Genomic DNA, 13,208 nt, shown 5'->3' on the forward strand with positions numbered 1-13,208 from the left:
TCAAGGTTAGGCCAAAAGTTAACCAAAAAGTTAGCCAAAAACTAAGCCACAAATATTGAAAACGTTGATATGAAGGGGGTTATTGACCCAAATGCCAGAATTACCTGAAGTTGAAACTGTCCGCCGCGGGCTGACCGCCCTGGTACAGGGGGCAAAAATTAACAGTGTGGCTGTTCCTTATCCAAAAGCAATCGTTTCTGATTTAACCGATTTTCAGACGAACTTAGCCGGGGCAACTATCGATAAAATTGACCGGCGGGGCAAGTTTTTGCTTTTTCGGCTTTCAAATCAGAAAACATTGGTTTCCCACCTACGGATGGAGGGCCAGTACTCGGTTGAGCCTGTGGGAGCGACCCCGCATAAGCACACGGAGGTTATCTTTACTTTAGATGACGACCGCGACCTAATGTACAATGACACCCGCCGCTTCGGTCGGATGCAGCTGGTGCCAACTGGTAAAGAATACCAAGAGGTTTCTGGTTTAGCGAAAATGGGGCCGGAACCCACCGAAGCTGATTTAGATATCACCTATTTGACATCAATTTTAGCCAAGTCCCACCGAAAGATTAAGCCGTTTTTGCTTGACCAGTCGAATGTGGCTGGCCTTGGTAATATCTATACGGATGAGGTGCTTTGGCAGACCAAGGTCCACCCGGAGACCTTAACGGACCATTTATCGGCGGAAGAGGTCGCCAACCTGCGCCAAAACATTATTCAAGAGATTAACCGGGCGACGGTCCATCATGGGACGACCGTCCACTCCTTTTCCAATGTTTTTGGTGAGGTTGGTCAATTCCAAAACGAACTCGATGTCTATGGTCGGGCAGGGGAGCCTTGCCGGCGCTGTGGCACGACCCTCGTCAAAATCAAAGTCGCCCAGCGTGGCACCACTTACTGTCCAAAATGCCAGGTACAAAAGTAAGTGAGACCTCGGCTTGTCTGGTGGCTGTAATTAGACCATGAAAAATCAGTGCTATTAACCGCTATTTCATTTTATTTATCTTTAAAAACCCAGCAGAAGGTAATTGTGCCTTTTCGCGAAAGGAACTCATGACAGAAATCACACCAATCTCGCGCAATCGTGTTAAGCTGACCGCGAGAAAACACATACAGAAGAACTTTGTTGCTGCCATCAAGGCTAACTGGATTGTCATTTTATTTAATCTTTTTCAAACCGCTTTGGTACTGACAACGACCTATCTAGTGTTATTGAACTATCACCAAACGGGTCAGCTGGTATACTTCAACCAACGAAGTGCTTACTTTAGCCAAACGGTTGCCAGTACGATTGCTCTGGTCTTCTCTTGGTCTGCCAAGTGGGCCATTGTGGATCAATTTCAGGAACCAAAGGCTAAGGTCACATGGCGCCAAAGCATTCAGGCTTTTCGCTTTGGGCGGTTCTTTGCGACCTTTATGCTGGCTTTTGTACAAAACATCCTGCTCTTCTTATGGTCGGCACTGGTGATTCCAGGCTTCGTTAAGGCCTTTTCCTACTCACAGACTTACTATGCCTTTAAGATGGATAGCCTGTTTGGTCGCCAGCAGAAATCCTTGACCGACTATATTTCGATTTCTCGGCGGGTAATGTCTGGACGAAAAATGGAACTTTTCCAACTTGAACTTTCCTTTTTGGGCTGGCACTTACTCGGATTTTTGACCTTTGGCTTAGCCTATATCTACGTGACGCCATACTTGAATACGGCGCGAGTTGTCTACTCAAGCCAAGTCTTTGCACAAGCTTTGCAGAAGGGGGCAGCATGAAAATCATCGGTTTGACAGGGAGTATTGCTACTGGAAAATCAGCGGTCACCAAGATTGTGGCAGCTGCCGGTTACCGGGTAATTGATGCCGACCTGGTTGCCCGCGAGGTAGTGGAACCGGGGACCTTTACTCTTGAAAAAATTAAGGATGTTTTTGGTTTAGATATTGTTGAAAACGGAGTTTTGAACCGGAAAAAGCTTGGGCAAATGGTCTTTAAAGACCCAGCTAAATTAAAGGAACTCACAGCGATTACGAGTCCAGCCATCTATTCGGCGATTGAGGACAAGCTCAACTTTTTTAAAAACCGTGGTGAAAAGGTGATTTTTATTGCCATTCCACTCCTTTTTGAACAAAAGTACGATGAATCCGGCTGGCTCGACCAAATTTTGGTGGTCGCTACGAACCCACGGATCGAACTTGACCGATTAATGGTCCGTGATCACTTAGACGAATATGCGGCTCAAAGCCGAATTAAGGCCCAAATTTCAATCGAAAAGAAGGCCGAGATGGCAGACGTCGTCTTTGATAACAATGGCAGTGAAGAAGAACTAAAGCAGCAAGTGGAAAAGTATTTAGCTGATTTAAAGAAGGAAGAATAATGGCTGTTTCCAAGCAGACAATTGAATTTCAGGCGAAAGAGCCGGCCTATTTGAGCTTGCAGGCGCCGATTAGCCTTGCTGATTTGGACCGGGTTTTTAGCTTGTACTTGCCTTTTTTGGGTGCCAAAGCTTATGCCCTCTACCATTTCATGGTTCAAGAGAGCCAGGCCGGTACGAAGAAATGGGCCGATCACTATTTGCTGCTTGATACATTAACCCTGTCATTGCCCGACCTTGTCCATGCTCGTAAGGCGCTGGAGGCGGTGGGGTTGTTGAAAACCTTTTACCAGGAAGCTGGTGGCTTCGTTGGCTATACATATCAAATTCAGCCCCCAATGACGGCACAAGACTTCTTTAACGAAGACCTGCTGTCTGGCTTACTCTTTTACTTTGCCGGTGAGGACCGCTTTCAGGTTTTGGCTGATCGCTTTGCGGGTCAACCGGCCGGTCAAGTCACTGGTGCCAACGTCGTCAACCTCTCGGCTAGCTTCTTGGAATTCTTTGATAATCCGGTTGCCGGCCGCCAGCCAAGCGTTGAACTGGCAGGGCCAGGGTCGCTGGACGATTTGGACTTTAGCGCGCAGACCTTTGACTACGATGCGATGGTCGCCCTTATCCATGGCACAACAGCCACTAATTTAGCGCCCGACCGGCAATTGATTATGACCCAACAGATCCTTTATGGGCTGAACGAGGCCGAGTTAGCAACGGCCATTACACGCAGCATTAACCTTGATGACCATCGGTTAAACCGCCCCGCCTTTATGGCCTACTTGCAAAATCAGTGGGGAAACAATGCTGAAAAGACCAAGTTAGCCAACCGGGGTAATCAAGGCGAAACGGCTTCAGTTGGTCGAGAGCAGGGCAATCAAGCAGTTGGTTCAGTTGGCCAGCAGATGAATGGCGGCCAAGGTCAGCCAACAGCTCAGGCGTCAAACAGTCAGAGTCAGCCTAAACAAGGAACGTCAAAACAATCAAGGGCTCTGCAATCCCTCTATCAGGCCGCTGACCTCTTGAGCCCAATTGACTTTCTACGGCAAATTAAAGAAAATAATCATGGTTACGTGACAAAGTCCGAGAGCCAGTTACTAACCAATTTGGTGCAACAAAATATTTTGCCGGTGCCAGTGATTAATATCCTGATTTACCAGGTTTTGGTGAATATGGATAATTCTGATTTGAAGCGGAACTTGGTCGATTCGATTGCCAATGATTGGGCGAAAAATCAGGTTGATACCGCACCGAAAGCAGTCGCTGCGATTAAGAACCATCAAAACCAGCAGAAGGCCCGCACGAGCACGAATCAAAGTCGCTACCAGGGCCGTTATAACCGATCCGGTCAAAAGGTTGAACCGAAGATGGCTCAAAATGACCAGTTGACCAACCAGGCCAGTCAGGGTGATGATGCAGCCGCCATGATGGCGCTGTTAAAGGACCGCAAAACTAAGAATTGAGGTTTGTAATGAAAGATTTAGGGTCAGCCTTAAAAGATTTTCAAAAAAAATACCCCCAAGTTTCCAATGCCCGTTTGGCGCAAACCCTAGAAGTAATCAAGAACGATCAAGACGTTCAAGATTTCTGGCAGGCACATCAAAAAGAGCTAAAACCCGATGCCTTCGCGGTGTCGATGATGGACTTGTTCGAGTATGTTAATCAAAAACATCAGAGTAAAAATCCGGACAGTGGGCTTTTCCCCGGCTACCATCCCGTTCTAACGATTGAAAAGGGTTACCCACATGTGACCTATCAGGCCAGCCAGAAAACCCAGGAATCTTTGATGCAAAAGAAGATGCTGAAGATGTTTTCGGTACCAAAGGATGTGCGCCAGGCTGATTTGAAGCAATTAGTAGCGGAGGTCGGCCAACACCCTGGTCGCCAGGCTGCTGTTTCTGCGGCCGTGCGACTTTTTGACGCTTTGGTTTCAAAAGATGAAGGCCACCAGGACGACTTTGTTCAGGGCCTTTACCTGTATGGTGACTTTGGTGTCGGCAAGACCTACCTAATGGGGGCTTTGGCCAATGCCTTGTCTGCTAACGGGATTTCGGTCATGATGGTCCACTGGACATCGATGATTGAGGACTTGAAGGCCGGCTTTAACAAAAATGGCGCTGATCAAAAAACAGACGATATTATTTTGCAGGCCAAGCAGGCCGAAGTCCTGATTTTAGACGATATGGGGACGGATAACTTGACTGCTTGGGCGAGAGATTCTATTTTGTCGGTTATCTTGGAATACCGAATGCAAAATCAGTTGACCACTTGCTTTACTTCTAATTTTGATTTAACCTCATTAGAGGAGTATTTGAGTCAAACGAGAGAGGCAAAAGAGCCGGGCAAGGCTGCCCGGTTGATGCAGCGAATCCTTTTCTTGGCTCAACCAGTAGCGGTGGCCGGCGAAAATCTGCGCTTGCGTCGTTAAAAAATTTCTGTTGGGGGCTGGACAGTTACTGTGACAGCCCTTTTCTTTTGTAAGTTTTCACTTTGCCCTTTTTCAGGAGGGCAAGAGGGGATGTTGATCATGAAAAAACAGCTTGGCCGCTTGGCCATTATTGCCGTTGTGACCATCCTGGCCTTTTTCTTGGCTCGCTTTGATAGCTTTTTGTACCCCGCCCCTGTTGGCCAGGTAACGGCCGTCAAGCAAACTAGTCAAGAATCCACGACGGACGAATTTGGCAACCAGGACGGTCAGTATACTCAAAACCTGACGGTCAAATTACTCAACCGGTCTGGCCAAACGGTTAAGATTCAAAATCAGGTGATGACCTCACAGACGATGACGACTAATTACGAAGTCGGAGACCAAATCCTCCTGAAGGAATATTCTGGCTCTTATCAGATTGATACCATCAAGCGCGATTCGACGCTCTTGGCGTTGGTGGCCTTATTAGTAACGGCGACAATCATTTATGTTCGCTTTAAAAAGACCAGTTTCTTATTGCTATCGGTTCTGTTAAACGCCGCAGTCTTTGTAGTAGCACTGGTTGTTGATGTCCACGTTAAGAGTTTGCCCGTTGTTTTCTGGTTCTCTTTGGTGGCAGTGGCTTTGGCAGCTCTTTCGCTCTACCTTGTCTTGGGACGCAGTCGGCAGGCTCATATTACGCTAGCGGCCACGACCATCACAACTGCCTTGGCGGTTTTCGTCATGTGGTTCGTGTTACTGGTCACGGGTGGTATTGGTGTCCACTTTGAAACCATGTCCTTTGTGACCCAGGTTCCAGCCCCAATTTTCTATGCGCAAACCATTATTGGGGTTTTGGGAGCGGTAATGGATGAGTCGGCTGATATTGTTGCTGGCCTCTTTGGCCTTCACCGGGAATCACCGCATCGACCCTTTAAAGATTATTGGCAGGCGGGATTGTCGGTTGGCCGTGAGATTTTGGGCACTTTGACCAACGTCTTGTTTATGATTTTTATTGCCGAGACGATTCCAATGGTGATTTTGATGCTGCGCAATGGTAATAACTGGTCCTATATTTTGGACCAGGTTATGAACCTTGGAATTTTGCAGACGGTTGTTTCTGCTCTTGGAATTGTTTGGGCAGTGCCGGTCACAGCTGGCTTGACCGCTTGGAAGTTACGTCATCAAGAAGAGGAGGCGGCAAAATGAATTCGATTTGTGTGCTGATTATTATCCTTCTTCTTTCGTTAATGATTGTTGGTGGTCAGCAAGGGTTGAAGACTTTTTTTGGACTGGTCTTGAACTTTTTCCTGATTTTTACGTTGATTATCCTGGTTAATTGGGGCTTTAATCCTTATATCGTGACGGCCATTATTTCTTTGATGATCCTCTCGGTCGCTATCTACCTTTCGGCCGGTCGGGCGAAGGTCATGGCAATTGCTTGGCAAAGCTCTTTGGTGGTCACCACCGTTGTTGGCTGCTTGTCTTTTTTGACCCAACACTTTGCCCAGGTTCAAGGGTATACCTTGGAAAATTCGGATGAATTAGAGGGCTTGTCGCTCAATATCGGCATCAATTTTAGTCACTTGGTCGTGATTGTGATGGTGATTTCGGCTTTGGGAGCGATTGCCGAAGCTTCGATGGCGATTACTGCTGATTTATTCGAGGTAATTGACCGTTCGCCTGATATTACCAAGGAATCGTTAAGCGAGCATGCGGAAACCATTGGAAGTCAAATTCTAGGGACGGCGGTTAACACGCTCTTCTTCGGGATGTTAGGGGCTAATATTCCGCTTCTGATTTGGTACTTGCGTCTGCACTACACGTTGGCGGAATTTATCAATGCCAAGCTCTTGGTGATGGAAGTGGCCACGATGCTGTTGGGCATGATTGGTATTTTGCTATCGATTTGGCTGTCGACTTACATGGTCGAGCGCCGTTACCAAAAGGAAGGACGGAATTTGTTAGATGAATCAGACATTTAATTTGATTGAAGAAATCACCCGCAATGATGGCACAATTTACTACGAGCTGGGCAACATTTCCGAAAATTCTCGAGCAGAGTATGCTGCTGAGCATGGGATGATTAAAGAGGTGCGGATTCTGAAGATGAATATTCCGCGGTCTTCTCACGTGGAAAAGGTAGAGGACTTTATTAACCATCACTATGATTTTTTGCCATTGGAAGCTGACCACTTTGACGAGTGGGTCAAGCCAGATGACATCCAGGCTGAAATGAAACAGATTCTCTTAGACAATAAGTTAGGTTAAATCAGCTTGTGCAATAACTTTCATAAAGGTATTGTAATTTAGACCAATTTTCTTTATAATTATAAGCGTTGTTCAAACGCTTTTTGGTGGCATAGCCAAGTGGTAAGGCATGGGTCTGCAACACCCTGATCGCCGGTTCGACTCCGGTTGCCACCTTGAAAGTAAAGTCCCTGACGGGTTATCCTGTCGGGGACTTTTTTTATTTATTTTGAACTGCGTTATTTTATCTTGATTTCGTATGATTACTTGTGGTCGATTGGCGTTCACAAGTAATTACTTTTCTGATTTTAAAATAGATAGTTGGCAGTAACACGTATATTTATACGTGTTATAATGTTATTTGAAGAAACGAGGAAGCATGGTAGAGTACAACTTCAAAAAGTTGTCCAAAATGGCTAATAATAAGGGATTTAAAGTTGTCCGTATTAAAGGTAGTCACTATCAGTTCTTGAAGGACGAAACAGGAGAATTGGTTACGATACCTAATCACGGTAAACAGGCAATTGCTAAAGGCACAGCCCAGCGAATACTGAAAGTATTGGGCTATTAGGTTGATTTTGCACGTTAAAATTGAAAAGGTGAGCGATATGAAATATATTTATTATGCAACTCTATATCAAGACGGTGACAGCATTGGTGTTAAGTTCTACGATTTGCCAAATGTGAATACTTTTGGCGATGGTGAAATTGAAGCGTCCGAAATGGCCAAGGATGCATTAGAAGGGTATCTGCTTGCTGCTGAAGACAACCAGATTGAATTGCCTGAAAGAACGAACGCTGCTGATATTCAAACAAAAAAAGGTGAGTCCTTGCTTGCTGTTGTGGTTGATACCTCCCTTGTAAGGGAGCGAGAAGACAATAAATTGGTCAAGAAAACGCTGACCATTCCGTCTTACTTAGATAGGGCTGCTCGGGAGAATGGCCTTAACTTTTCGCAAGAGCTGTCTGATAGGTTAAAGAAAAAGTTGAAACTGAATTGAGTAGGAGATAATTGCTAGTGAGTCAAAGTATCCGTTGAAAGTTGTTTTCTGAGTGTACATTAAAATTTGGTAGATGAATTTTTTTAAGTTTTTCTGATTTTTCAGGCGTTAAGTTGTGTTAGCAAACAAAAAAGAAGGCTGTTAAGCCTTCAAATTGCTGCCTCTCATAGGCACAAAATATATTTTTTCCGTTAATTGGATTGCAGTCAAATTTTGTTTAATAGGCGGTCAAACCACAGCCATCAATACAACGGCAAATTTCTCACAGTATCGCCCAGTTTAATGGTCTGACGACTGACATCCTCAAACGGGAGAATATTGTCGTCATCTACGTTTAAAATCAGTGCTTCTTTGCTAGTTAACGGGTAGTTAACATGTGCAGTTGATGGCACGGCGAAATGACGCTTATATAGAATTGAGTAGTTTTCGTCGATTTTTAATGGTGTCAGTGTTTCAATTAGTGATTCACAGCGGCCTAAGAATTTGTCATCATTATAGGGATCGGTGACCTCGCCTAACAGCTTATAGACGCCTAGCTTTTGTCCGTAGTAGATGCCGTCTTTTTTACCAACGTTCACGATGACTTCATACTCATTTAAAATTCTGATAACCTTACCGCTATTTGAATGATTTGACTCTAATAACATGGGCCTTCTCCTAATACCTAAGTTAATCAGCTTTTAGCGTGGTTCCGGCTCTGCACGTAATGCTTCCATTCAATTATTCAAACTACACATTTGTTTTTACTTCAACTAAAATACCAAAGCATGTGTTGATGTATTGACAAATTCTTCGCTACATTTGTAAGATACAAAATCTGCAATTAGCCTTTTATACGGTTGTACAAAAGGCTATTAATTGTATAGAATGTCATCTTCGATGAGCGATATACTTTATTCTATCAAAAATGAGATAAAAACTAACAAAAAGTAATAAAATTTCATTTAAAAATTGATGAAGCAAGTCTTAGTTTGTTTATAGTTCTGGAATATTGATTAAATTCCAATGATTTGTTTTTGATTTTTCGGCCATTGAGTGATAAAACTGATTTCGATAGGATTGACGAATGATGGCGCTTTTTAATCAAAAATATTTATTTTTGATTATCCAACACTTCGCTTCGATTGTCCTTGCATTTTTTCTGATTGTGTTATAATTGACACAATCATTCGAGCGAATGATGGAATAGGAGATACAAAATCATGGGCATGCGTGTTGATAATTATGTTTCACCAGAAGAAAAAAAACAGGTAGATGAGAAGCGGATTAAGATGCTGAAGATCTTTTCTAAGGTCGCAACCGTGATGAACATCTTGATGTACGTTTCATACTTTCCACAGATTATTTCTAACTTTAGTGGGGAGCCGGTTAACTGGCTCCAACCAGCCGTTGCGATGATCAACGCTACGCTATGGACTGGGTATGGTTGGTTGAAGACTTATAAGGATTGGCCAATCATCATTTCCAACGTTCCTGGAATTTTCTTTGGAGCGATTACTTTCATCACAGTATTTATTCATTAAAGAACAAAAGTCGCCATTGGCGTCTTTTTTTATGGTTAAAAAATGAGAAATCAGTGCTTCGATGACTGGCATGGATGAAAAATCCATGTCAAAAGAATGTTGGCTGGTTGACTTCTGATTTTGGTGGCGAACGTGACAAAATTGTTGCAAAGGCGATGATGACAGGCATGCTAGCGCGGGTGATATTTCATTTCGTTCTTGAAAATGGTAAAATATTGCTTATCAAAAAGAGGGGATACACTCATGTCATTGGCTTTAGAAGACCCGGTTTCAGCACTGTCCGGTGTCGGGGAAAAGAGACAAGCTGCGCTACGCGACTTGGGTATTTTTACAATTGAAGACTTGTTGACTTATTATCCCTTCCGCTACGAGGACTTGGGCGCAAGGCGGCCATCGGAAACGCTTGATGGGGAAAAGGTAACGTTTAAAGGGATTGTTTCCACACCCGCCGTGGTTCGGCGCTTTGGCAAGCGGTCACAGACGGTTTTAGGATTGTTGATTGATCGTGAAAATATCCGGGTAACCTTCTTTAACCAGCCCTGGGTTGCTAAAAACATCGAGGTCGGCCAGGAGGTCGCCGTCTATGGAACTTATAACGCAGCCAAGGCGGCCCTATCCGCTATTAAATTAGTCCCAGCCACGACCGATGCCCTCGATCCAATTTATCCGGCTTCCAAGGGAGTCAAAGCCAAAACGATTGCTGATTTGGTTGAGCAAGCCTGGGGGCAACTGCGTGGCCAGATGCCAAACTTGGTGCCACAACACTTGCGTGATAAGTACCGACTCCTTGATAAAAATCAGCAAATCGAGTGGGCCCATTTTCCCAAGGACTCAGCGGAAGCCAAGGCCGGTCGGCGGTCGGCGGCCTTCGAAGAGTTCTTTATCTTTCAAATGCGCCTGCAATTAATTAAACAGGCTGACCAGTCCTTTGGTGGTCAGCCGCTTCACTATGACAAAGAGGCAGTTGCCACACTGATTGACCGCCTTCCTTATGACTTAACCGCTGCCCAAAAGCGAGTGGTCGGCGAAATTTTGGCCGACCAACACGATGCACGGCACATGAACCGCCTTCTACAAGGTGATGTTGGTTCCGGAAAAACGGTGGTGGCAGCCATCGCCATGTATGCAGCGGTGACCGCCGGCTGTCAGGCGGCCTTAATGGCGCCAACCGAAATCCTCGCGCAACAGCACGCCAAGAGCCTGGCAAAGCTCTTTGATCAGGCGGGGATTGACCTGCGGGTGGAACTGTTGACTTCCGGACTGAAGGCTGCGCAGCGCCGCCAAATCTTAACTGATTTAACCAATGGTGACATTGACATTGTTATCGGCACCCATGCCCTGGTGCAAGACGACGTTTACTTCCATCATCTCGGTTTAGCAGTGATTGATGAACAGCACCGTTTTGGTGTGAAGCAGCGGTCAAAACTACGCGAAGGGGGGATGAACCCCGATATCCTCGCGATGACGGCAACGCCAATTCCAAGAACCTTGTCCATCACAGCCTATGGCGAAATGGAAGTTTCCGTGATTGACGAGTTACCGGCTGGACGGAAGCAGATTATTACAAGTCAGCTCTCTCAAAGGCAATTTGATCAAGCGCTTGCTTTAATGAAAGCAGAATTGGCCAAGGGAGCGCAGGCGTATGTGGTGACACCCTTGATTGAGGAATCCGAGACACTGGACGTCCGGAATGTCACCGAAGTCTACCAAAGCTTGCAGGCAGCCTTGCCGGATTACACGGTTGGCCTCCTACACGGGCGCTTGAAAAAGGACGATAAGGATACCTTGATGCAAGGCTTCAAGGACAACCAGGTCCAAGTTTTGGTTGCGACGACCGTCGTTGAAGTTGGGGTCGATGTGCCGAATGCTTCCATTATGTTAATATTAGATGCCGACCGTTTTGGCCTGGCTCAGCTCCATCAATTGCGGGGCCGGGTTGGCCGAGGCGACCGCCAGTCTTACACGGTTTTGGTGGCCGACCCTAAGACCGACTATGGTAAGGAACGACTCAAGGCCTTGGTTGATACGACCGATGGCTTTGAATTAGCCCAACGCGACTTGGAATTACGGGGTGCAGGTGATATCTTAGGAACGAAGCAGTCGGGAATGCCTGAATTTCAGGTGGGTGATCCGGTTAAGGATTTGACGATGCTGACCATTGCCCAGCAGGAGGCCTTGAGTCTCGTGCGTGAGTCAGATTGGGACAACCAGGTGGAAAATCAGCCCCTAGTAACTTACTTATCCAAAACCATGGCGCAATTCCGCCATTTTGATTAATGAATTTAAAACGAAAACGATAATTTTAGGAGAAAAATTGTGATTAAGATTGCCATTGATGCGATGGGTGGGGATTTTGCCCCAGATGAAATTGTCAAGGGAGTTGAAATGGCCCGTGACCGTTACGCAGGCTTGGAATTCCAATTGTTTGGAACTGAAGCTAAGGTCCGCCCATTGATTCAAAATAATGACCGAATTACATTGATTCCAACGACAGAAGAAATCGAGATGGGTGAAGAACCTGTCAAGGCAATGAAAAATAAGCCAGACTCTTCTTTGGTGCGCGCTGCAACAGCCGTGAAGGAAGGGACAGCGGATGCTTTGTTCTCTGCCGGCAATACTGGTGCCATCCTTTCTTCTGCCATCTTTATTGTTGGCCGGATTAAGGGTGTCGACCGTCCAGCCTTGGCTTCTGCGATTCCATCATTTGGTGGCCCTAACGATTCATTTGTTTTCATGGACTTGGGAGCAAATGCCGAAAATAAGCCAGCGCACCTTTACCAATATGGGATTTTGGGTAGCTTCTATGCTCAATCTGTTATGGGCATTCAAAACCCCCGTGTTCGTCTATTAAATAATGGGGGCGAAGAAGACAAGGGGGATGAAACCCACAAGGCAGCCCACCAGTTGATGAAGCAGGCAACCGCCTTTAATTTCCTAGGCAATGTTGAGGCCCGTGAAATCTTGGAAGGCACTGCCGACGTTGTCGTTGCCGATGGTTTCTCTGGTAATGCCGCATTGAAGGCTATGGAAGGAACGGCTTTGACGATGATGGATCAGTTGAAGGATTCGATCAAATCAGCTGGATTCCGTGGCATGTTAGGTGCCCTCTTGATGAAGCCAGCATTGCGCTCTTTGAAGCATAAGATGGACTTTAACGAACAGGGTGGTGCTGTGGTCTTGGGTGTGAAGGCACCTGTCGTTAAGACGCACGGTTCTGCCAAAGCCAATGCTGTTGCCAACACGATGGGCCAGATTCAAACGATGGTTCAGGAAAACTTGGTCGAGAAGACAACGGCCTTTATTAAAGAAAATGCCGACGCTTTGAAGGCAAAGAAAATTGAAAAATAAAAATCAGCCTGACGGTCGTGAATGATATTGCTCACGAGCCGTTAATCGCTGAAGGAGTAACACATGGCGTTTACAAAAGAACAGATTTATGACCGGTTAGCAAAGGAAGCCGCACAACGGTTTTCATTAAAGGCTGAGAAGGTTAGCCCCGATCTGAACTTTGCTAAGGATACATCGGCTGATTCAATTGATGTGGTTGAATTGGTTTTAGAAGTTGAAGATGAGTATAATATGGAAATTCCAGACGAAGAGTTGGATTCCTTAACGACGCTGCAAAAGGTCGTTGATTACGTCTATGTTCACCAGGCATAATCGTCGGCGAGTTAGC

At 45.6% G+C, this 13,208-nt stretch carries 15 protein-coding genes and 1 tRNA gene; 15 read left to right on the forward strand and 1 reads right to left on the reverse strand.

Annotated features, from left to right (window positions below; all coding sequences use genetic code 11):
- Nucleotides 1–91: 91 nt before the first annotated feature.
- From mutM to FT12353_RS07630, 11 genes are all read left to right on the forward strand, one after another.
- Nucleotides 92–922, forward strand: coding sequence for a DNA-formamidopyrimidine glycosylase (gene mutM, locus FT12353_RS07580; protein WP_203619314.1), 831 nt, complete (start codon nt 92–94; stop codon nt 920–922).
- Between the two features lie 128 nt (nt 923–1,050).
- Nucleotides 1,051–1,761, forward strand: a complete 711-nt coding sequence (locus FT12353_RS07585; RefSeq protein WP_203619315.1) for a DUF975 family protein — start codon at nt 1,051–1,053, stop codon at nt 1,759–1,761.
- Nucleotides 1,758–2,360 (forward strand): dephospho-CoA kinase, encoded by a 603-nt coding sequence (coaE, locus tag FT12353_RS07590; RefSeq protein ID WP_203619316.1) that lies wholly within the window; start codon nt 1,758–1,760, stop codon nt 2,358–2,360. Before FT12353_RS07585 ends, coaE begins: the two co-directional genes overlap by 4 nt.
- Nucleotides 2,360–3,814, forward strand: coding sequence for a DnaD domain protein (locus FT12353_RS07595; RefSeq protein WP_203619317.1), 1,455 nt, complete (start codon nt 2,360–2,362; stop codon nt 3,812–3,814). Before coaE ends, FT12353_RS07595 begins: the two co-directional genes overlap by 1 nt.
- A gap of 8 nt (nt 3,815–3,822) precedes the next feature.
- Nucleotides 3,823–4,779, forward strand: coding sequence for a primosomal protein DnaI (dnaI, locus tag FT12353_RS07600; protein WP_203619318.1), 957 nt, complete (start codon nt 3,823–3,825; stop codon nt 4,777–4,779).
- A 90-nt stretch (nt 4,780–4,869) separates the two neighbouring features.
- Entirely contained in the window at nt 4,870–5,967 is a 1,098-nt protein-coding gene (locus FT12353_RS07605) for a YibE/F family protein (RefSeq protein ID WP_308438134.1), read from the forward strand.
- Nucleotides 5,964–6,743 carry a YibE/F family protein gene (locus FT12353_RS07610; RefSeq protein ID WP_203619319.1) on the forward strand — a complete coding sequence of 260 codons (780 nt, stop codon included), beginning with the start codon at nt 5,964–5,966 and terminating at the stop codon, nt 6,741–6,743. Before FT12353_RS07605 ends, FT12353_RS07610 begins: the two co-directional genes overlap by 4 nt.
- Nucleotides 6,727–7,029: a hypothetical protein gene (locus FT12353_RS07615; RefSeq protein WP_047975318.1), complete on the forward strand. Its 303-nt coding sequence runs from the start codon at nt 6,727–6,729 to the stop codon at nt 7,027–7,029. The genes FT12353_RS07610 and FT12353_RS07615 overlap by 17 nt, the downstream gene beginning before the upstream one ends.
- An 85-nt stretch (nt 7,030–7,114) precedes the next feature.
- A tRNA-Cys gene (locus tag FT12353_RS07620) sits at nt 7,115–7,185 on the forward strand.
- A gap of 202 nt (nt 7,186–7,387) precedes the next feature.
- A complete protein-coding gene (locus FT12353_RS07625) occupies nt 7,388–7,579 on the forward strand; it encodes a type II toxin-antitoxin system HicA family toxin (protein WP_203619320.1) in 192 nt (63 codons plus the stop codon).
- A gap of 37 nt (nt 7,580–7,616) precedes the next feature.
- The gene (locus FT12353_RS07630; RefSeq protein ID WP_203619321.1) at nt 7,617–8,009 is read left to right on the forward strand and encodes a type II toxin-antitoxin system HicB family antitoxin; all 393 of its coding nucleotides are present in this window, start codon (nt 7,617–7,619) and stop codon (nt 8,007–8,009) included.
- Between the two features lie 242 nt (nt 8,010–8,251).
- Here the strand turns inward: FT12353_RS07630 and FT12353_RS07635 are convergent, their stop codons facing one another.
- The gene (locus tag FT12353_RS07635; protein WP_168778098.1) at nt 8,252–8,656 is read right to left on the reverse strand and encodes a hypothetical protein; all 405 of its coding nucleotides are present in this window, start codon (nt 8,654–8,656) and stop codon (nt 8,252–8,254) included.
- Nucleotides 8,657–9,217: 561 nt separating this feature from the next.
- Here FT12353_RS07635 and FT12353_RS07640 point away from each other — a divergent pair.
- From FT12353_RS07640 to acpP, 4 genes are all read left to right on the forward strand, one after another.
- Nucleotides 9,218–9,532: a SemiSWEET family transporter gene (locus tag FT12353_RS07640; protein WP_047975386.1), complete on the forward strand. Its 315-nt coding sequence runs from the start codon at nt 9,218–9,220 to the stop codon at nt 9,530–9,532.
- A gap of 243 nt (nt 9,533–9,775) precedes the next feature.
- A complete protein-coding gene (gene recG, locus FT12353_RS07645; RefSeq protein WP_239061198.1) occupies nt 9,776–11,809 on the forward strand; it encodes an ATP-dependent DNA helicase RecG in 2,034 nt (677 codons plus the stop codon).
- Between the two features lie 42 nt (nt 11,810–11,851).
- Entirely contained in the window at nt 11,852–12,880 is a 1,029-nt protein-coding gene (gene plsX, locus FT12353_RS07650) for a phosphate acyltransferase PlsX (protein WP_059393694.1), read from the forward strand.
- Between the two features lie 63 nt (nt 12,881–12,943).
- Entirely contained in the window at nt 12,944–13,192 is a 249-nt protein-coding gene (acpP, locus tag FT12353_RS07655) for an acyl carrier protein (protein WP_047975315.1), read from the forward strand.
- Nucleotides 13,193–13,208: the final 16 nt, after the last annotated feature.

Source organism: Fructobacillus tropaeoli, assembly GCF_016860625.1.
Taxonomy (GTDB): Bacteria; Bacillota; Bacilli; order Lactobacillales; family Lactobacillaceae; genus Fructobacillus; species Fructobacillus tropaeoli.

Excerpts from the sequence above, each read along its gene's own strand:
- mutM (WP_203619314.1), top strand. The coding sequence starts at position 92 with ATGCCAGAATTACCTGAAGTTGAAACTGTCCGCCGCGGGCTGACCGCC.
- FT12353_RS07585 (WP_203619315.1), top strand. The coding sequence starts at position 1,051 with ATGACAGAAATCACACCAATCTCGCGCAATCGTGTTAAGCTGACCGCG.
- coaE (WP_203619316.1), top strand. The coding sequence starts at position 1,758 with ATGAAAATCATCGGTTTGACAGGGAGTATTGCTACTGGAAAATCAGCG.
- FT12353_RS07595 (WP_203619317.1), top strand. The coding sequence starts at position 2,360 with ATGGCTGTTTCCAAGCAGACAATTGAATTTCAGGCGAAAGAGCCGGCC.
- dnaI (WP_203619318.1), top strand. The coding sequence starts at position 3,823 with ATGAAAGATTTAGGGTCAGCCTTAAAAGATTTTCAAAAAAAATACCCC.
- FT12353_RS07605 (WP_308438134.1), top strand. The coding sequence starts at position 4,870 with ATGTTGATCATGAAAAAACAGCTTGGCCGCTTGGCCATTATTGCCGTT.
- FT12353_RS07610 (WP_203619319.1), top strand. The coding sequence starts at position 5,964 with ATGAATTCGATTTGTGTGCTGATTATTATCCTTCTTCTTTCGTTAATG.
- FT12353_RS07615 (WP_047975318.1), top strand. The coding sequence starts at position 6,727 with ATGAATCAGACATTTAATTTGATTGAAGAAATCACCCGCAATGATGGC.
- FT12353_RS07625 (WP_203619320.1), top strand. The coding sequence starts at position 7,388 with ATGGTAGAGTACAACTTCAAAAAGTTGTCCAAAATGGCTAATAATAAG.
- FT12353_RS07630 (WP_203619321.1), top strand. The coding sequence starts at position 7,617 with ATGAAATATATTTATTATGCAACTCTATATCAAGACGGTGACAGCATT.
- FT12353_RS07635 (WP_168778098.1), bottom strand. The coding sequence starts at position 8,656 with ATGTTATTAGAGTCAAATCATTCAAATAGCGGTAAGGTTATCAGAATT.
- FT12353_RS07640 (WP_047975386.1), top strand. The coding sequence starts at position 9,218 with ATGCGTGTTGATAATTATGTTTCACCAGAAGAAAAAAAACAGGTAGAT.
- recG (WP_239061198.1), top strand. The coding sequence starts at position 9,776 with ATGTCATTGGCTTTAGAAGACCCGGTTTCAGCACTGTCCGGTGTCGGG.
- acpP (WP_047975315.1), top strand. The coding sequence starts at position 12,944 with ATGGCGTTTACAAAAGAACAGATTTATGACCGGTTAGCAAAGGAAGCC.